General features: G+C 45.2%; 18 protein-coding genes. 5 read left to right on the forward strand and 13 right to left on the reverse strand.

From position 1 onward, the window contains the following. Window positions 1–73: 73 nt before the first annotated feature. The 10 genes from argB to ABF487_RS05835 all read right to left on the reverse strand — a co-directional run bounded on the left by argB (window position 74) and on the right by ABF487_RS05835 (window position 13241). Window positions 74–940, reverse strand: a complete 867-nt coding sequence (argB, locus tag ABF487_RS05790) for an acetylglutamate kinase (RefSeq protein WP_415634785.1) — start codon at window positions 938–940, stop codon at window positions 74–76. Then, window positions 933–4115 (reverse strand): carbamoyl-phosphate synthase large subunit, encoded by a 3183-nt coding sequence (gene carB / locus ABF487_RS05795; protein ID WP_415634786.1) that lies wholly within the window; start codon window positions 4113–4115, stop codon window positions 933–935. The genes argB and carB overlap by 8 nt, the downstream gene beginning before the upstream one ends. 12 nt (window positions 4116–4127) lie before the next feature. Next, window positions 4128–5201: a carbamoyl phosphate synthase small subunit gene (locus ABF487_RS05800; RefSeq protein ID WP_415634787.1), complete on the reverse strand. Its 1074-nt coding sequence runs from the start codon at window positions 5199–5201 to the stop codon at window positions 4128–4130. Continuing rightward, window positions 5198–6211: an ornithine carbamoyltransferase gene (argF, locus tag ABF487_RS05805; RefSeq protein WP_415634788.1), complete on the reverse strand. Its 1014-nt coding sequence runs from the start codon at window positions 6209–6211 to the stop codon at window positions 5198–5200. Before argF ends, ABF487_RS05800 begins: the two co-directional genes overlap by 4 nt. Then, window positions 6208–7368 carry an acetylornithine transaminase gene (locus ABF487_RS05810; protein ID WP_415634789.1) on the reverse strand — a complete coding sequence of 387 codons (1161 nt, stop codon included), beginning with the start codon at window positions 7366–7368 and terminating at the stop codon, window positions 6208–6210. The genes argF and ABF487_RS05810 overlap by 4 nt, the downstream gene beginning before the upstream one ends. A 9-nt stretch (window positions 7369–7377) precedes the next feature. After that, the gene (argJ, locus tag ABF487_RS05815) at window positions 7378–8559 is read right to left on the reverse strand and encodes a bifunctional glutamate N-acetyltransferase/amino-acid acetyltransferase ArgJ (RefSeq protein WP_415634790.1); all 1182 of its coding nucleotides are present in this window, start codon (window positions 8557–8559) and stop codon (window positions 7378–7380) included. 16 nt (window positions 8560–8575) lie between these two features. After that, window positions 8576–9625, reverse strand: coding sequence for an N-acetyl-gamma-glutamyl-phosphate reductase (argC, locus tag ABF487_RS05820; protein ID WP_415634804.1), 1050 nt, complete (start codon window positions 9623–9625; stop codon window positions 8576–8578). Window positions 9626–9822: 197 nt separating this feature from the next. Further along, a complete protein-coding gene (locus ABF487_RS05825; protein ID WP_415634791.1) occupies window positions 9823–10815 on the reverse strand; it encodes a Gfo/Idh/MocA family protein in 993 nt (330 codons plus the stop codon). Between the two features lie 35 nt (window positions 10816–10850). Then, window positions 10851–12191, reverse strand: coding sequence for a PTS sugar transporter subunit IIC (locus ABF487_RS05830; protein ID WP_415634792.1), 1341 nt, complete (start codon window positions 12189–12191; stop codon window positions 10851–10853). A 27-nt stretch (window positions 12192–12218) separates the two neighbouring features. Next, complete coding sequence (locus ABF487_RS05835; RefSeq protein WP_415634793.1) at window positions 12219–13241, reverse strand: Gfo/Idh/MocA family oxidoreductase; 1023 nt, start codon at window positions 13239–13241, stop codon at window positions 12219–12221. A 223-nt stretch (window positions 13242–13464) separates the two neighbouring features. Between ABF487_RS05835 and ABF487_RS05840 the strand changes: the two genes are divergently transcribed. The 5 genes from ABF487_RS05840 to ABF487_RS05860 all read left to right on the forward strand — a co-directional run bounded on the left by ABF487_RS05840 (window position 13465) and on the right by ABF487_RS05860 (window position 16407). After that, entirely contained in the window at window positions 13465–14337 is an 873-nt protein-coding gene (locus ABF487_RS05840) for a MurR/RpiR family transcriptional regulator (protein WP_415634794.1), read from the forward strand. A 14-nt stretch (window positions 14338–14351) separates the two neighbouring features. Then, on the forward strand, window positions 14352–15320 hold the full coding sequence (locus ABF487_RS05845; protein WP_415634795.1) for a Gfo/Idh/MocA family protein: 969 nt from the start codon (window positions 14352–14354) through the stop codon (window positions 15318–15320). A gap of 82 nt (window positions 15321–15402) precedes the next feature. Then, the gene (locus tag ABF487_RS05850; RefSeq protein WP_415633718.1) at window positions 15403–15696 is read left to right on the forward strand and encodes an MFS transporter; all 294 of its coding nucleotides are present in this window, start codon (window positions 15403–15405) and stop codon (window positions 15694–15696) included. Then, window positions 15638–16060 (forward strand): hypothetical protein, encoded by a 423-nt coding sequence (locus ABF487_RS05855; protein ID WP_415634796.1) that lies wholly within the window; start codon window positions 15638–15640, stop codon window positions 16058–16060. The genes ABF487_RS05850 and ABF487_RS05855 overlap by 59 nt, the downstream gene beginning before the upstream one ends. Before the next feature lie 50 nt (window positions 16061–16110). Then, the gene (locus ABF487_RS05860; protein WP_415634797.1) at window positions 16111–16407 is read left to right on the forward strand and encodes a hypothetical protein; all 297 of its coding nucleotides are present in this window, start codon (window positions 16111–16113) and stop codon (window positions 16405–16407) included. A gap of 52 nt (window positions 16408–16459) precedes the next feature. Here the strand turns inward: ABF487_RS05860 and ABF487_RS05865 are convergent, their stop codons facing one another. From ABF487_RS05865 to ABF487_RS05875, 3 genes are all read right to left on the reverse strand, one after another. Beyond that, complete coding sequence (locus ABF487_RS05865) at window positions 16460–16876, reverse strand: MerR family transcriptional regulator (protein ID WP_415634798.1); 417 nt, start codon at window positions 16874–16876, stop codon at window positions 16460–16462. 328 nt (window positions 16877–17204) lie between these two features. Continuing rightward, complete coding sequence (locus ABF487_RS05870) at window positions 17205–17891, reverse strand: flavodoxin (protein ID WP_415634799.1); 687 nt, start codon at window positions 17889–17891, stop codon at window positions 17205–17207. A gap of 83 nt (window positions 17892–17974) precedes the next feature. Next, the gene (locus tag ABF487_RS05875; protein WP_415634800.1) at window positions 17975–18979 is read right to left on the reverse strand and encodes an alpha/beta hydrolase; all 1005 of its coding nucleotides are present in this window, start codon (window positions 18977–18979) and stop codon (window positions 17975–17977) included. Window positions 18980–19176 lie beyond the last annotated feature (197 nt).

The raw sequence follows: 19176 nt of genomic DNA on the forward strand, positions 1-19176 counted from the left end.
AATATAAAGGTCTTGGTGTCTGCTTCTGCTCAGATTGTCAGCTAAGATGACAACGGTCTAGACAAGCTGACCATCAATTACTAATTAAGCTGCCATAACCGCGATCAGAAAAAAGTTCCAGCAAGAGCGCATGTGGTACACGGCCATCCAAAATCACTGCTTTGTGCAAACCAGCCTGCATGGCTTGGATGATCGCTTCCAGCTTGGGAATCATGCCGCCTTGGATCGTTTCTGAAGCGATTAATTCCTGTAATTGTGTCACTGTGAGATCGCGATACAAAGAATCTGGATCCGCTGGATCTTGTAAAATGCCGCGGACGTTGGTCATTAAAACAAAGGATTCAGCTCCTAGTGCAGCGGCGATTTCAGCAGCTGCCGTATCAGCATTGATATTGTATAGCTGACCCTCGCTGTCGACACCAATACTAGCAATCACAGGCATGTAGCCCTGTTCCAAAGCCAGAGTCAGCAGATCAGGATTGATCTTCATGACATCCCCGACATAACCTAATTTAGCCGAACGCTGTTTGGCTTGAATCAAACTGCCGTCGACGCCAGAAAAGCCAACAGCCTTGGCACCAGATTTAATCAGGCCGGCCACCAGGCTTTTGTTCACTTCACCAGATAGAACCGCATTAATCAGCTGCAAATCCGTTTCATCTGTGTATCTCAAGCCGTCAATAAAATGCGTTTCCCTGTTGGCTTGTTCCATAGCGCGATTAATCGCTGGGCCGCCGCCGTGGACAAGTACAATTTTGATGCCGACAGTCTGCAGTAGACACAGGTCGCGCATGACCGACAATTTCAGCTGGTCGTCCGTCATTGCATTCCCGCCGTATTTCACGACAATCGTCCGGCCAGCATATTTCTGCATATAAGGCAGCGCTTCTAATAATAACGCAGCCTGTTTTTGCGAAGCTTGATCGACTAAATCACTCATGTGCGACCGCCTCTCTATCAGCTGCTTGTTCGTAAACAACCATCTCATTAGGCTGTGACTGCTGAGTTTTTAAAACAGAGACATAGGCTTGTGCTGTTTTAAAGGAAGTCATAACAATCGCGGCTTGTTCAACTGCTTGGTGACGCAGATCTTTCATGGCGGCGGATTGTGATTTCGAGCTTAACAGCAGTTTAATCCCACAAGCTGACAGACTGTTTTTCGTGTTATCCCAGTGTTCGACTGACAAATGATGTGCCTGCAAAAACTCACAGCTTTTAGCGTCGGCCCAGACTGCCAAGCCCAATTTCGTCAGGTCTTCAGCTAGAGACAAAAAGTCCTGATTTAATGTCTGACCGACTAATAAGACTGACGATCCCTGCCTCAATAACGGGTATCCCGCAGCCACAAAAGCTTTGTCTAATGCGCCGTTCACAGTATCGGCCACGCCCATAACTTCACCCGTGGACTTCATCTCTGGTCCCAATAAGGCATCGACACCCGACAGTTTACTAAAAGAAAAGACAGGTGCTTTGGCGTAGACTAAGGGCCCGACTGGCAGCAATCCCGTGTGAAAACCGAGATCTTTTAACTTACGGCCCAAAATGACCTGGGTCGCCAAATCAGCCAGAGGAGTTGCCGTCGCTTTTGAGATAAAAGGCACGGTTCGAGACGCTCTTGGATTAGCTTCGATGATATAGACCTGTTCATCTTTCACAACGAATTGGACATTCATGAGGCCAACCGTCCCCAGCCCGTGAGCCAATTTGATAGCTGCTTGCAGCATTTGTGCTTGAACAGCCGGACTGAAACTCTGGCAAGGATAGAGTGATATCGAATCGCCAGAATGGACGCCAGCACCTTCGACTTGTTCCATAATGCCGGGCACGACAACCGTTTCGCCGTCGCTTAAGACATCGACTTCTGCCTCACGGCCGACTAGATAAGCGTCAATCAGCAATGGGTGCTGCAAGGATAGAACAGCCGTTGACAAATAATCGGCCAGTTCCTGATCGTCGTGAGCAATAATCATGGCACTTCCGCCTAAGACGTAAGAAGGACGCAGCAATACCGGATAACCAATTTGCTCAGCGACCGCTTGCGCTTGTTGGGCACTATAGACAGTCTGCCCAGTCGGTTCAGCCAGTTTTAAATCCATGACCAGTTTGGAAAAGGCCTTTCGATCTTCAGCCTGCTGAATAGTTTGCAGACTGCTGCCCAACAATTTCACGCCAGCATTTTGTAAAGGTGCGGCTAAATTAATCGCAGTCTGACCACCGAATTGGACGATCACGCCAAGCGGTTTTTCTAGGTCGACGACATTTAAGACGTCCTCTAAAGTCACAGGCTCGAAATAAAGTTTGTCAGACATCGAAAAATCAGTCGAAACGGTCTCTGGATTAGAATTGATCACAATCGCTTTATAGCCAGCTGCTTGAATGGCCTGCACAGCTTGAACGGTCGCATAATCAAATTCGACACCTTGGCCAATACGGATCGGGCCGGATCCTAAGACGACCACACTATTGCGAAGAGGGGCAGATTCGTTTTCCTGCTCGTAAACTGCATAATAATAAGGTGTCTGTGCCTGGAACTCGCCGGCTGCTGTATCGACCATTTTATAAGTAGGCAGCAGATCTAGGCCAGTCCGAAATTGACGGATTTTTGCAGCTGAAGACTGCCAATAACGGGCAATCGCAGCGTCAGGGAAACCCGTTTCTTTAGCTTTTTTTAACAGATCTGCATCAAAAGGATGAGACTTTAATGTTTGCTCCAGCTGCACCAAATGGGCAATTTTTTCGATGAAAAAGCTGTCGATACCGGTCTTGTCATGCAGTGTTTTTTCATCAACACCACGGCGCAATAATTCGGCCAATTGGAATAAACGCTGGTCACTTGCCGGTAAGAGTTGTGCTAATAACTGGTTACTTGTCTGATGGGGAAAAAGCACATCATCCAAAGCTAAAGCACCAATTTCCAGCGACCGTATCGCTTTCATTAAAGCCGTTTCGATATTGCGGCCAATGGCCATCACTTCACCGGTGGCTTTCATCTGCGTACCTAATTGCCGGTCAGCCGTTGTGAATTTATCAAAAGGCCAGCGCGGGATTTTAGCTACGACATAATCAAGCGCTGGTTCAAAAGCCGCCTTGGTCTGACCGGTAACCGGATTAAGCAGTTGGTCCAAAGTGCAGCCGACTGCCAGTTTGGCAGCCAATTTCGCGATCGGATAACCGGTCGCTTTAGAGGCCAAAGCTGACGACCGGGAAACACGCGGATTCACTTCAATGATGTCATAAGACTGGCTATGCGGATCCAAAGCCAGCTGAACGTTGGCACCACCCTGAATTTTCAGCGCCCGGATAATTTTAAAAGCTGCATCACGCAGAGACTGATAATCGTGATCCGACAGCGTCTGCACTGGAGAAAAGACAATCGAATCACCTGTGTGGATGCCGACCGGATCAAAATTTTCCATGGACGCAACAACCAAACACTGATCATCAGCATCACGCAAGACTTCAAATTCGATCTCCTTATAACCGCTAATCGAGGCTTCAACGAGAATCTCTGTGACAGGCGATTTGGCCAAACCATGAGCGGCAATCTGCCGCAATTCAGTTTCGTTATTGGCAATCCCACCACCGCTGCCGCCTAGCGTATAGGCTGGCCGGATGATTAAGGGATAACCTTGTTTATCAGCAAAAGCCAATGCCTGAGACAAATTTCTCGCGATCTGTGAAGGCGGTGTCGGTTCGCCCAACTGTGCTATTAAGTTTTTGAACTTCTCTCGATCCTCAGCCTGCTCAATCGCGTCTAATTTTGTCCCAAGCAGCTCAATACCCAGCTCATTTAAAATACCGTCTTCAGCTAGCTCCTTGGCCAGATTCAAAGCTGTCTGGCCACCCAAAGTCGCTAAAATGGCCTGCGGCATTTCTTTATGAATAACAGCCTTCACAGCCGGCAAAGTCAGTGGTTCGATGTAAACATGATCGGCCGTCTTAGGATCTGTCATGATCGTGGCCGGATTAGAATTAATCAACACGACTTCATAACCAGACTCTTTTAAGGCCAGACTCGCTTGTGTGCCGGAATAATCGAATTCAGCTGCCTGGCCAATGATAATCGGGCCAGAACCAATCACGAGAATTTTCTTAAACGTTTGGATTTGTGACATGTGTCCTCCTTTTTATGTGAGTTGTTGTTTGGTTTGACCGATCAGCTGCAGGAACTGATCGAAAATTGCCTGGCCATCATGCGGGCCAGGTGCAGCGTCTGGATGAAACTGGACTGAAAAGGCCGCGTCCTGAGTGGACTGAAACCCTTCAATCGTCCCGTCATTAATTTCTCGGTATGTGACTTGCAGTTTTGTGCCTGGAATCGAAGCTATGTCAACTGCAAAACCATGATTCTGTGCCGTGAAAAAAGCCTTGCCATCGTCACTTTTGACAGCATGGTTAAAACCACGATGACCAAATTTCATTTTGAAAGTTGTCGCGCCGTTAGCCATAGCAAACAGCTGATGTCCCAGGCAAATACCTAATAATGGTTTAGCCTGCTGCAACTGGCGAATTTCAGGCAGGACATCAAGCCAATGTTCGGGGTCGCCAGGTCCGTTAGAAAGTAGAATGCCGTCCGGATGAATGGCGAGAACTGTTTGAGCGGTTGTTCTTCCCGGAAACACAATCACAGAACAGTTACGTGCTGCCAAAGCCTGAATAATGGATTCTTTAATCCCGAAATCCATCACAGCAATCAGCGGGCCATCCCCTTTTGCGGCTATATGTTTATGCACTGCGAGTGCTAACAAAGACGGCAAAACATGCATGCCTGACTGCAAGCTTGCAATCGTTTTGTCGCTTACTTCATCCACCAAGCTGGCCGCCATGACACCTTGGTCGCGCAATTCTTTGACTAGTTTCCGTGTGTCGATGCCTGATAAGCCAGGCAGTTGTTCGGATTTTGCCCAAGCATCCAAAGACATTTGACTGCGCCAATGACTGGGCGTGACTGCCGCTTCATGCACAATCACAGCGGCAGCCTGCGCTTTGCTGCTTTGATTGTCAGCAACGTTAATACCGTAATTGCCGATCAAAGGATAACTGAAAACAATCAGCTGCCCTTGGTAAGATGGATCGGTCAACGTCTCTTGATAACCGGTCATGCCAGTGTTGAAGACTAGTTCACCACTGGCGGAGACATCAGCACCAAAAGCCTCACCGCTGTAAATAGAGCCGTTTGCTAAAACAAGATACCGTTTCATAACTCTAAAGCCCTTGGAATAAATAAGTCGCCTAAGGTCGCGGCCATGACAGCTTTAATCGTGTGCATCCGATTGGCTGCCTGCTGGAACTGATGGGCATATGGTGCGTTGAAAACCTCATCCGTAATTTCCATCTCTTTGAGGCCGAATTTTTTAAAAATTTCCTGCCCCATCGTCGTGTTTAAATCGTGAAAAGCTGGCAGATCGTGCAGTACGACTGTGTTGGGGTTATGCGTTTTAGCAACTGTCTTCGCATTAAGCTGATAAGGCTGCAGCAGCTTAATCCGAGATTCCCACAAATCCTCTTCGCCCATCGAGGCCCAGACATCCGTGTAGAGCACATCGACACCGTCGACTGCTTTATCCAGATCATCACTGATAAGAAAGTTGTCCGAATATTGACTGGCTAGATTAATCACCTCTGCACCCGGCTGCAGGCTCTTCGGGCCGACCAGATGAATTTCAGCACCCAGCATCGATCCTGCTAACAGGAGTGAACGAGCGACATTATTGCGTGCATCTCCTAAATAAGCTAATTTAATCCCTTTGATGTGGTCGAATAATTCATCAATTGTCATAAAATCAGCCAGCATCTGAGTTGGATGCCAGTCGTTTGTCAGGCCATTCCAGACCGGTACTTTAGAATAAAGGGCTAGATCCTCGACATTTTTTTGTTCAAAGCCACGGTATTCAATCCCATCGAACATACTTCCCAGCACCTTCGCCGTATCGGCCAAAGATTCTTTTTTGCCAAACTGAATATCATGTGCCCCGAGGAATTCGGCATTTGCACCTAAATCCTGCGCGCCGACCGTAAAAGAAGAACGCGTCCGAGTACTAGTCTTTTCAAACAGCAAAGCGATATTTTTGCCAGCCAGATAATCATGCTGAATATGTTTTTCTTTTAATTCCTTGAAATACTCGGCCAATTTAATCAGCGTATAAAATTCATCAGGTGTAAAGTCGGCTTCTTTGAGAAAGGAACGTCCCTTAAAAATATTCATTGTCATGCTGTTACCTCGCTTTGTTTTTTAATCACAGATGCAATTGTATCCACGGCAGCAGCCAGATGTGCTTCATCAATAATCAAAGGCGGCAGCAGACGCAATGTATTGTGTTTGGAAGAGAGTGTCAAATAACCCGCCGCCTGCAAATCACTGATCACAGATGTGACTAGCAATGAATCGGCTAGTTGAATGCCGATCATCAGGCCCTGTCCGCGAATATCCTGGACTTGCGGAAGATCCTGCAGCTTCTCTTTTAATAGTGAGAAAACAAAGCTGCCTTTTTGCGAAACATCTTTTAAAAAGCTATCAGTTAATTGAGACAAAACAGCATTGGCACTAGCCATTGCCAGTAAGTTACCACCAAAAGTTGTGCCATGTGAACCAGGTGTGAAAGCAGAACCCAAGACTTTTTTGCCCATCATGGCGCCGATCGGAATACCGGCTCCCAAAGCTTTAGCACTGGTAATAATGTCAGGCTCCAGGCCATAATGCTGAAACGCCAAAGCAGCTCCAGTACGGCCAATACCGGTCTGGACTTCATCGACAATCAGTAAAGCACCACAAGCTTTAGCTTGATCGGCCAGCTTTTTCAGCCAATCTGGATCAATCATGTTGACGCCGCCTTCGCCTTGAATCATCTCGACAATCACAGCCGCAAAAGAATCATCCAGCAGGTGCAGCGCGAAGGGATCGTTATAAGGTGCCACCACAACACTAGTCTGATCAACGAAAAAGCCGCTTTTAATGCCGGGATAGTCGGTTACCGCCAACGAACCGTAAGTCCGGCCATGAAAAGAATCAGTAAAAGTCATGACTTTTTTCCGTCCTGTGAATTTATGCGCCAGTTTCAAAGCAGCTTCATTGGCCTCAGTCCCGGAATTAGCAAAAAAGGCTAAATAATCAGAGCCGGCAAGCTGTGTCAGTTTACCAGCCACTTCTTCTTGAAGGCTGCTTTCATAGAGATTTGAAACATGCCAAATTTTATGCAGCTGCTTGTCAACGGCATCCACAATGGCCGGATTATGATAGCCGAAGCTCATCACACCGATGCCGCTGGCTAAATCCACGTATTCTTTGCCCTGTTTATCAGTCAGATGAAAATCGTGGCCATCGACCAATTCAATTGGAAATCTGCTGTATGTATGAAATAAATGTGTCATTTTTTCTCCTTATGTCCTGTACATGGCGTTAATTTTCACGTAATCGTAAGTCAGATCCGATCCCCAAGCCTGGCCTTTTCCTAGCCCCTGGCCTGCTGATACGTCGAAAACGATTTTTTTGCTTTTCACGGCTGCTTCTAAGGCCGGTAGATTCTCTGCAACAATCTCGCCTTGATCAATAACTGGCACTTGATTAATGGCCAAGGCAATCTGACCAGCTTGCAAATCCACACCCGCGTTACCAATCGCATCAATCACACGTCCCCAATTAGGATCTTCACCAAACGCCGCCGCTTTAACCAAATTCGAACCGACAATTTTTTTAGCAATCATACGGGCCTGTAAATTATCACCACTGCCGCTGACATTAGCCGTGACCAGTTTCGATGCGCCTTCACCATCCTCGGCAATTTTGATTGCCAGATCTTTCATCAACAAATACAGCGCTTCTTTAAATTCATCGTATTCAGGGCTGCCGACCAAAATTTCAGCTTCCTGGCTTTGACCATTTGCCAGCACGAGCAGCATGTCATTTGTCGAAGTATCGCCATCAATCGTGATCTGATTGAAAGTAATTTCCGTCAGTTCCCGCAAAAGCTTTTGCAGCAGCTGGCCGTCAATACTGGCATCCGTACAGATAAAGGAAAGCATCGTGCCCATGTTGGGATGAATCATGCCGGACCCCTTCGCCATACCAGTCATTGTGATCTTGCCAAACTGTAATGCCGCCACTTTTTCCTTTGTATCAGTCGTCATAATGGCTTGAGCAATCTGGGTACTCTGACTTTTTTGAAGTTGGGCAATCCCGGTCATCAGTTTTGCCATTGGGAGTTGTTCACCAATAATACCGGTCGAAGATACAGCGACTAGATCCGCTTCAATTCCTAGTTTCTTGGCGACAATTTCCTGCTCGCTTAGGGCGTTTTCATATCCTTGCTGTCCTGTAAATGAATTAGCATTAGCTGAATTGACGATCACAGCCTGCAGCTTCTGAGATTTTTTAACTGTCGCTTGCGTCAGGACGACTGGTGCTGCTGGAAACTGATTCAATGTGAAAACGCCAGCGGCATCAGCAATAACATCCGAGACGATCCAACTTAGATCTGGTTTATCAGGATTATGCCGTAAATTCGCATGCAGCCCATCGCTTGAAAAACCTTTGGGCCAAATTAATTTATCCAAAATTTCCATTTTCTCTCCTACTCTCCTATACAAGCGCTGGCATCAGCGGCAAGCCGGCCAACGGATCAAATCCAAACAGCTGATTCAAATTCTGTACAGCTTGTCCGGCCGCACCTTTTAACAAATTATCGATAACACTCACGACGAATAAGGTTCTTGTCGCCGGGTTATACTGCCAGCCGATTGCAGTCAGGTTGCTTCCGACAACATCTTTGATAGAAGGAAATGCCGGGCCGCACAATTTAATGAAAGGATCATTTTGATAACTGTTTTCAAAAGCCTGACTAATTTTCTCTGCGATTTGCGCCTCGTCATCCCCAATACCATCAGGAATCTTGACGTAGATACTAGCCATAATGCCGCGCGTGATCGGCAGCAGCGTCGTGGTCATCTGAATGGCTTTTAAATGCGGGTCAAACAACTGCAATTCCTGCATAATTTCTGGAATGTGCTGATGCTGATTGACTTTATAGAGGCTGAGATTATCGTTGACTGATACAAAATGATTAGACGCACTGGGACTTTTACCAGCACCGGAAACACCAGACTTGGCATCGACAATGATCGATGACAGATCAATCAAATGCTCTTTGACTAGCGGTATCAGCCCTAAGAGCACAGCCGTTGCATAACAACCAGGATTGGCGATGTAATGAGCTGGATGCTGATGCGTTTCCACAAGGCCGTAACTGGCTTTAGCCAGATAATCATGATCGGCCGCCGGCTTGTGATACCACTTTTCATAAACAGCAGCAGCGTGAAGACGGAAATCACCAGACAAATCGATCACCGGAAAGCCAGCTTGGATGAAAGGCAGCGCGATGTCTTTTGTGACACCGGCTGGCGTAGCAAAAAAGACGAGATCTGTTTTTGCCATAATCACATCAGCATCAAAAGCAGCGATTACAGGATCAGCTTGCTTATATTGGACAAGCCCAGCGATTAAATCAGAAAGGTGTTTTCCAGCATTAGTCTTGCCAAAGAGTAAAATTTTATCGACATTAGGGTGATTTTGCAGTAATTGATACAGTACGCTGCCTGCATAACCCGTTACGCCGACCAAAGCAACAGTCATATTCATGAGATTCTCCTAAATTTGAGTACAAAAAAACAGTTAACTTACACAAGAAAAAAAGTGTCAGAAAACTGTTTTATCGTCGAACGATATTAAAAGAATGGAATGAACTTGTCGCCTGTAAGTGCGTCATAATTAACTTGATATTCACTATACACGCTTTTGACAAAAATGCAAGAACATGAAATTAATTTTTATTAAATAGCTGATACATGCAGGTTTGGCGCAATTTGTGTACGCGCCTGTTCCAAAATACGCATGACCTGATAACTGTGATCAAGCATTTTCAGCATCAAATCCCAATCATCATCAGCAATCGCCTGGTTAAAGGTCTTAAATTCGTCATACATACGATGCTGATCGACTGGCACTGTTGTCAAATCTTCGTCATCCGTGTGCAGGGACAGCGCTGCTAATTGGTTAGTCGGGCTTTGGACGCGAATGAAACCCTTTTCGCCCTCGATCACACTACTGTCGCCTTGCAGCAATGAATAAACATCCTTACCCGCAATCGCAGCAACAGTGAGATCCGGATAGGACAGGGACAGTACGCCCGAGGTATCAACACCATTCACAATGTTCGGCGCATAATGAATGGCCCGAGGCTGCCCAAATAATCCGACAGCCAGATGAATATTGTAAACATTCAAATCCTGCAAGGCACCACCACCGCGGTTAACATCGAAAGCTGGCAGAATCGTACCAGCTTTGAATTGATCGTAACGGGAAGAGTATTGTGAATAATTCAAAACGGCTAAATGAATCGGGCCTAATTTAGGCAGCCAATCCTGCAGTGTCTGGAAGTTGGCCAGATACTGGTTGCTGATCGCCTCATATAAGTGCAGATGACGCTTCACAGCTAACTGTTTTAATTCGTGAAATTCAGCTGTTGTCTGAACAAAAGGCTTTTCTAGTATGACGTGTTTGCCAGCGGTCAAAGCTTTTTTCGCGTAAACAAAGTGCAAGTTATTCGGCAGGCCGATATAGATCGTGTCAACATCCGGATCTGCTAACAAGGCGTCCACATCTGTATAAATTTTCTGAATCCGGAAACTCGTTTGGAAGGCCTGCATATTTTCCAGATCAGCTTCGCGGCCGAAAATCGCCTGCAGATTAATTTCCGGAAATTGGCCGACCATGCTGAGAAAATCTTTCACAATTTTTCCAGCACCTAAGATTGCTAATTTCATAAAAGTTCTCCTTTTCGTTTAATAGATGAAATAACTTAATTGACGGCTGATTTTAATTCGCCCTCAACTTCCTGCTTGGCTGCCTCTTCAGCAGCTTTCTTGTTCTCAGCATCGACGGCTAATTTATCAGCCGTCTTGAAGAACGGCAGATAAACAGCTACAGAAATTAGAATCTGGACAATATTCAGAACTGCACCACGCCAGCCGCTGACCAAGAATCCAGCGATGATCGGCGGTGTCGTCCAAGGAATATTAACTCCGTTAGTTAAAGGAACCAATCCGATACGCATGGAGATATAAGCGACCAAAGCCATAATGATAGGGTTCAAGATAAAAGGAATCACCATCAAGGGGTTTAGCACAATTGGCAGGCCAAAGATAATCGGTTCATTAATCGTGAAGATTTCCGGCCCAATTGCCAGTCTGCCAATCGCTTTGAATTGCTTAGAATGAGCAAAGAATAACAGCAGTAAGCACAAGCCGAAAGTTGCACCAGAGCCGCCAATCTTAATAAAGTTATTGTAAAATTGATAATTCACAATATTTGGAATCGCTTTACCAGCTGCAAAGGCGGTCGCGTTTTGAGCTGTTAAGGCCAGCCAAATTGGCGTCATGACACTGCCGACGACGTTGGCACCATGAATACCAAATGACCACAAGAGACCTTCAATCAGCAGAACCAAGATAGTCGCTGGTAAAGAGCTGCCCAAGATTGTCAAAGGCGTTTGCAAATTGGTAAAGATAAAACTTTGAATCGATCCAAAGGATGTCTGCTCAAAAATAATTCTAACCAGATTGAAAATGATCACGACAAGCGCCAATGGGATCAGGGACGAAAATGACTCCGAAACATTTGTCGGCACAGCATCGGGCATCTTGATTTTCCAGCCGTGTTTATCGACAAAATGCAGTATTTCAACGGCCAAAATCGATACGATCATGGCAACGAACAGACCTGAAGCACTCAGATTGTTCATGGGAATACCGATACCTAAAGCCCCATTTTTAAAAGTGTACATAGGTGTGACAACAAAGAATGCGGCCATGGCTGAAAAAATGGCACTAATTTTATTTAAATGATATGACCCCGCCATTTCATTAGCGACTTCCACAACAATATAAATGGACATCAAATTCATTGAAATGTTGTAAGGGATATTAAAAATGCGCTGCCAGCCAGTACCAAAAATGCCACGCATAAAACCGGCATAAGCGGGAATTGGTAGATTAGCTAGGAGAATGAAGAAAGAACCAACAATCAAGATAGGCATAGCTGCGATAAATGCATTTTTAATCGCGCTGAGATAACGATTTCCATCTAATTTAATGGCAATTTTGGACATTCTCGTTTGAAAAGATTGCATGAATTTTTCCATTTTTGAAACCTCTAAAATTCCGTGAAACTATTCTTGAATCTGCTTGATTGCTGTTTCCAACATTTCAAGCTGCAAAACTGTTTCTTCATCTTTGACCGGTTTTTCTTTGCCATTCACAATCGCATCATAGACACCAGCGTACATCCGGCTGTAGTCGCCTATTTCAGATTCGACTTTCTCTTCGTGGTACTTGCCGGCATCATCGAGATAGGTTAAAGTACCGTAATCTTCGGGCCGGTCAATCCCGAAGTCAGCATGGTCAGGCATGTAAAAATGTTTCAAATCCACTTCTTGACGATCTTTTTCCTGTTTGACAAAGACGCCTTTTTTACCATAAACAACAAAACTAGGGCGTGCTTTCAACCTGAAATAACTGGACTTGACCGACACTTTTAAAGGCCCGTCGTAGAACAAATCCAGATCAAAATAATCATTCATACGCCCCTTGCCCAGCAGCTGGCGAACCTCAAAATGTGTGTCCCTCGGTTTGCCGAAAAAGGAAATCACCTGATCCAAAGTGTGGCAGGCATGTCCATATAAATAACTGTTGTAGACAGAAAATTCCTTAACACTTTCTGGTACTTCGGGCCGGAAATAGTCATAACTCATTTCGACTTCCAGCAAATCTCCGAGCAAGCCGCTTTTAATCACTTTTTGTGTGGTCAAAAAATCCGAATCATAGCGCCGGTTCTGGTAGCATTGAACAAACAAGCCTTTCTCTTTAGCCAAGCTGAACAGTTCTCTGGCCTGAGCCGAAGTTTCTGTGAAAGGTTTTTCGACCAGCGCGCCCTTGCCATGCTCCAAAACATCTTTAGCCAAGGAAAAATGCGTATTGCTGGGTGTGGAAATCACGACCAGCTGGATCTCCGGATCATCATAAATATCATGAATGTCATTCGTATAGTTAATGCCGTCAATTTTTGGCCAACTGCTGTCGGGCCTTCTTGAATAAATCGTCTTAACTTTGATCTTGTCTTTCAGCTTCAAAGAAAAAGGCAAGTGGTAACGATTTGCGCTTTTCCCGTTTCCAATGTAAGCAATGGTCAGCATTTCATAAAACCTCCTGAAATAACTTCTTGATTTGGTGTAAAGTTATCTTCAAAATTATTGTACGGGCTGGATTTTGTGAATTGATCGCGTTTTGGCAAGCTGGTCAGGATTACCAATAAATGAAAGCGCTTTCTTTATCTTTGGCCCTTTTGTTCAGCTTCTCGGCCTATGAAGACAGGCGCGTTTTCGAGTTAACAAATATAATTAAGAATGAAGGTGAATCATGCTGCTAATCGATAGATTGAAAAATCAGGACAAGCTCACAGCGACAGAAAAAAAGATTGCCGATTTTGTTTTGGAAAATTTGACCGACATTTCATCAATGAGCATCGAGAAATTAGCCAAACAAAGCTACACGTCGCATTCGGCCATTGTGCGTTTTTCCAAAAAAATGGGCTTTGACGGCTACAAAGAACTCCGGATCGCCGTATTGAAAACGATCCAGGCGCGCCTCTATAATCTGGAAAACGTCGATACCAATTTTCCCTTTACGGCCACTGATTCACCGCTTATCATTGCCAAAAAACTAGCTGATTTGACTGTGAATACGATTAAAAGAAGTTATGCCCAATTATCAGAGGACCAATTAATTCAAGCTGTCGACATGTTAACCAAGGCCGACCGGATTTTTCTATTTGCGGAAGGCGATTCTCAAATTCGAGCGCGCAGTTTCCAAAATAAGCTTGTCAAAGTCAACAAGTTTCTGATTCTCGGCGAAGAATATGCCGACGAAGATTGGACTGCAGCCAACATGACACCCAAAGATTGCGCGCTTTTTATTTCTTACGGTGGCAAAGTCCGGCAATACGGGCGCATGCTGAACTATCTAACAGATCAAAAAGTGCCAACGATCGTGATTACGGGAAATCCAAAATCCAAAATGATTGAAACAGCCAGCTTGGCACTGGTTATTGTTCAAGATGAGTATGATTTTCTAAAAGTTTCCACCTTTTCGTCTCAGATCAGCTTTGAATATTTATTGGATACACTCTTCTCAATCCTATTTGCGCGTGAATACAATCAGAATATGATCAATTTAAAACGTAAACGCGGCATTTTGGAGATCGGCCCGTTGTCAGGCAAAAAATATTACTAATAAAGAGGTTGCTTATGATTAAATTTGGAATTATCGGTGCCGGCCATATCGCCAACCGTTTTGCACAAAGTTTGGCGAATTTTCCGGATGCTGAGCTCTATGCCATTTCCGCTCGCAGCATGGATAAGGCTCGCGCTTTTCAGCAACAGCATCCTAGTGAACTGATTTACGACCATTACCAGGCACTTTTAGACAATCCACAAGTACAAATCGTCTATGTTTCTTTGCCGCATGGCCTGCACCGGGAGTGGGTCTTAAAAGCACTGGATGCCGGCAAGGCTGTGCTGTGTGAAAAACCAGCCGGCTTAAATGCTCAGCAGACACAAGATATCATTGACAAAGCACAGGAAAAACAGCTCTTTTTCATGGAAGCGATGAAAAATCGTTTCACGCCGGCCTATCGAAAAATTAAAGAATTGGTGCAAAACGGTGCTATCGGCCAGCTGACGCATATAGAAGCTACCTTTGCACGTGTTCTGCCTGAATCACAAACAACTTATCACTATCAGCCGATCCAGGGTGGTGCCTTACTGGATATGGGCATTTATGATATCGGCCTCATCGAAGATTTTTTCAAAGGGCCGCTGACAGTCGGACAAGTCGATTACAAAATGCATGAAAACGGCATCGAAGTTTATGCACAAGCACAACTCTTAGGTGACCGCTTTTCAGCTCAAGTCACAGCTGCTTTTGATCGCGATGCGCCGACGACTGCCGTCCTGACAGGAAGAAAAGGCATGATTACGATTGAAAATTTCCACCGTCCGGAATCATTCACGCTAAACACTGCTGGAAAATCCCAATCCTTTCACCTGCCCTACGACCACGATGACTTCCATGGTGAGATTAAAGAAGTGATTGCCGCCTTTAAATCACAAGCAAAAGAAAGTGCGATTATGTCACAGGCGGACAGTGTCACTTGTGCTGCACTGATTGACGCGATTAAAAATAAAATACCCGAAATAAAAAATAGAAATTTGTGAAAAAACCTGACTCATTTCACGGTTCTAATTATTTAGAATCAAAAACGGCAAAAACCTCCAAACTCAGCTGGACTCTTCCAGCTTGGCACTTTTAATGGATAGCTATAAAGGCCGCCTGCGGACAAGAGCCATCGCTTATTATGGTGCTGTAGCCGGATTAGGATCCAGTTTCGGCCTCGTGATCGGTGGTATCATCGCGAGCTACTTTTCCTGGCGCTGGGGATTTTTGTTAAACGTCCCGATCGGAATCGTCCTCAGTATCATGAGCCTGATTGCCATCAAGGACGTTGATCGGCAGCGTACGCCGCTGGACATTTTTGGCAATATTACCTCTCTATTTTGGGCTTTATCAGTCTCGTTTACGGTACGGTATTAATGGCCCAGTCGGCAGACAGGCCGCACTGATTTTTGCTCTGATCATGCTGAGGATCTTCGTGATCATTGAGAGCCGCGGTAAATATCCGACGATGCCTTTGCGCCTGTTTGCTGATTTGGAAAGATCCAGCGCTTATATTACGCGTTTTTTCTACATGGGCACCATGCTATCTTTTTTCTTCATCATTCCACAAGCGCTGCAAGACGTTTACGGCTTTACGCCCCTTTCGGCTGCTTGGGCTTTTTTGCCAGAAACCGTTTCGCAGTTTATCGTGGCCGTGCTCGTCGCGCGTATCAGTATGCGTTTTAGCAACACACAAATTGTCATGACCGGCATTATTATCACCTTTTTGGGCACGGTCTAGGCGCTATAGTCGGTATTCAGCACGGTTATATTCTCGCCTTCGCACTGCCAATGCTGCTGGTCGGAATTGGGCAAGGCTTGGCTTTGAGCACTCTGACCATTTCCGGTATTGCAAATACACGTGCCGATATCGCTGGGTCCGCATCAGGCGTTGTTAACACCTTTCATCAAATCGGCAATTCATTTGGTTTATCCTTAGTAACCGCTCTGACGGCTCAGATTAAGACACCTTTAAATGAGTTCAATCATGCTTTTGGCGTGATTGCGTTGCTGATGTTATTCTCATTAATTGCATCCTTGGGCATCCTATTGGCTAGTCTGCGCAAAAGACAGCAACTTGCAAAATAAGATAATAAAAAAACATCAGATGAAACTTTCAATTAATTTCACTTGATGCTGTTTACCTAAAAGAGCGTTTGCTCTTTTTATTTTGTTTTTCCAGCCTGGAGAGCTCTGCCTCGGCTTTAGCCATATGATCTTCATAATGGTCCAGTTTCCAAGTCAGATGGTTGATGGCGGCCTGCAAATCGTCACGTTTTTCTTCCATTACCAATAATTGGTCCTGTAATAATTCTTTCTGCTCTTGGATATGGTCCTCATTAGAATCAGCCAACTGCATATATTGCTGCAGGTTTTGAATACTCATCCCTGCAGAACGCATCTGCTTGACAAAATTGACTCTGCCGATAATGCGTTCGTCAAAATCACGTATACCGGATTCCGTCCTATTGATAGCAGGAATCAATCCTATTTTTTCGTAATAACGAATCGTGTCGGCACTCACCTTCGTTATCTCGCTAGCTTCCTTGATATTCACGAAACTTACCCCTTTGATCTTATTTCCTACGAACCATGAAAACACTCAAAGTTTTCCGCCCAGTCGCGGGAAAATAATATTTAAAATCTAAAATGTCCAAGCAGATCAAAGTTCATTCAATCCGCCAGTCGAAGTTTCCCTGTGGATTGCCGTCCAAGGCAGCCTCGACATGATATAAAACAACAGCATGAAATGGTTTCAAAGCTATTCAAGCCATGTAACAAATTATTTTACAAAACTCGGGAAAGATTCCCATTTCTATTTGAACATATCCCATTGAACACCTTAGAGTCGTCTCCAAGTCAAGACTTTTTCAAAAGAACTTCGATTAATAGCCCAACCTAGTCAGCCAGCGATCGACTGCGCCTTGTGAATTAGCAGCATCCGACCCTCGAACACCCAATCCGCGTAAAACATCCGCTTTGGGATATTGACGCCGCAAAGTCTCCGGCGTATTGCCCAATCCAGAACCTTCATGCGTGGTGAAGGGGATGACGTGTTTACCGTTCAAATTCACGCCATCCAAGAATGTCCTGACAACCATCGGATACTCGCCCCACCAGACAGGCGCACCGACAAAGACATTATCATAGCCGCTGACGTCAGGCAGCTTATTTTTGATTTTCGGCCGAGCGTTGTCATTTTGTTCCTGTTGAGCCACGCGTGTTGTCGCTTCATAGCTCGAAGGATAATCTTTGACGGGCACAATTTCATATTCATCGCCGCCAGTCTTTCTTTGAATAAAATCAGCAACGCGTTTTGTATTACCAATTTTTAACGGTCCATTGTAAACACCATTCGTGCGTGAAAAATAGACGATCAAAGTTTTACCGTTTTTATCAACTTGACCGCTTTTTGAACTACCGCTGGCACTGCCGGAAGATACTGAGGCAACAGAAGTTTGGCTGCTGGATTGTGCGGATCGGTTTCCGCTTCGATTGGCAATATCCCATCCGATTAAGACTGCAGCAATCACAACAATGACTGCTGCGAAAATGACAACTTTTTTTCTCATTTCAGGCTCCTTGTCTGACTTGTTATTGACATCATAAAGGCTGAAGTGAACTCTAAGTCAAGTCATTTTGTCATTTTTTTTAATTATTTGCGCTGATTGAAAAAAAGCGGCAGCGAATTATAGGCCTGATTAATAAACGATGTCTCGTCATGACCGCCACCGGGGTCAATTCGGTAGAGCAGACTCTGATTAGTGAACAAGCTGCCATGCAGACGATGCATCTCACGAATCATCGGGGCCATCGAAGCACCCGTGCCATCAGCACCGCCGACCGAAGCAGAAATCAAAAAATCTTTCGCTTGCAAATGGTCGTCCAAAACAGTTTTCGCTAATTTATCCGCCGTCTGTCTGGGTGCCGTCCCGCCGCCGTCATCGCCCTCAGTCCAACTGTCGCCAGCCATGGGCATAAAGTAACGAAAATACGGTAAATGGAATTCAAAAACAAACCAAGTCGTAATTGCACCCATCGAAAAGCCGCCAAAAGCACGGTGCGATCGCGAGTCGATAAAAGCCTCTGCGCTCGTAGACTTTGCGTATGTGTGATAACGGCTTTCAACAAGCGGCATGAGATCACGTGTTAACTCATTTTGTGCAAAGGCACGATTTAGTGGTCCGTCATCATAATAATTGCCGGTCATAAAGCTCTTATCAGGATAATAATTTGGTGCAACAACGATCATAGGGTCAACGCGTTTATCAGCGATCATATGGTCCAAGAGGACTTTCATACCGGTTGTCTGGTCCCGGCCTTGGCCACCCAAAAAAGCGGACGGCGGCATACCCGCACCATGCATGAGATAAAGGATATTATATTTTTTATCCGAATTCGCCTGGTAACCAGCTGGCAGATAGACTAGGGCACTCTTAGGATAAGACTTGCCTCGATAAGTCGTACGGTAAGAAAGACTTTCCACGCTACCGCGCTGGGAAACAGCTGCACGCTGACGATAATTACTGGGAATTTTTGTCATGGTTAAATTCGCTTTTCTGCTAGCAGGTGCTGTACTGCTAACGCGTCTGCTAGACCGGTTGCTGGATCCACCCCGCATAAACAAGAACAAAGTCACAAACAACAGTCCAACGATCACAATCACTATTATTGTTGGGAAAAATCGCTTTCGCACCTGTCTGTCCTCTGCTTATGTCATATTAGGAAACTATTTTACGTGTATCCTACACCTGAAATCCTAAACAAATAATAAAACTTTTTCCCAGAATCGAAAGTCAGAATTCCCCCACACAAAAAGCAGGTTTCCCTGCTTGAGTTGACTGTGTGTTGTTTGTT

The organism is Oenococcus sp. (assembly GCF_047725585.1).
GTDB classification, from domain to species: domain Bacteria; phylum Bacillota; class Bacilli; order Lactobacillales; family Lactobacillaceae; genus Oenococcus; species Oenococcus kitaharae_A.